We start from the raw sequence: 668 nt of genomic DNA on the forward strand, positions 1-668 counted from the left end.
CGTGCCGAGATCCAGGCGGGCCTGCGTGCGGGCTGGTCGCAGCACACGATCGCGGCGCGGATCGGTCGTTCGCAGTCGGTGGTCTCGCGCGAGATCAAACGTCACCGAGGTCCGGGCGGTGAGTACCACGCGACGTTGGCGCATACGCGGGCGCATCAGAGTCGGCGTCGACCCAAGGACACCAAGCTCGGGCGCAACCCGGCGCTCGCTGCCCGGATCGAGACCTGGATGGACGATGGCTGGTCGCCCCAGCTCATCGCCGACATGCTCGCCCGGGAGTGTCCCGACGACCACACTGGACGCGTGAGTCACGAGACGATCTATCGCGCCCTGTACGTCCAAGCCGGTGGCGGGCTACGTCAGGATCTGGCCCGGCAGCTGTCCACCAAGCGCACCGCGCGGAAGGCGCACGGCAGCGGTGTGCGTGGCTTGAAGGCGACCTACCGTGACGCGCTTCGGATCAGCGAACGACCTGCTGAGGTAGCTGATCGTGCGGTGCCGGGCCATTGGGAAGGAGACCTGATCAAGGGTGCGAAGGGCGCCTCACAGGTGGGGACGTTGGTTGAGCGTTCGACGCGATTCGTGATCCTGCTGCACCTGCCCGAACGCGCCACCGCCGACGTCGTCGCGCGACAGATGATCGCCCAGATGAGCCTCCTGCCGGCACA

1 protein-coding gene is annotated in these 668 nt (G+C 67.7%); it reads left to right on the top strand.

Going from position 1 to position 668, the window contains the following annotated elements; translation table 11 throughout:
- On the top strand, positions 1-668 hold a 668-nt coding region (locus AOM06_RS14265; RefSeq protein WP_156163738.1), incomplete at both ends, for an IS30 family transposase.

The organism is Demequina subtropica (assembly GCF_000971235.1).
Lineage (GTDB): Bacteria > Actinomycetota > Actinomycetes > Actinomycetales > Demequinaceae > Demequina > Demequina subtropica.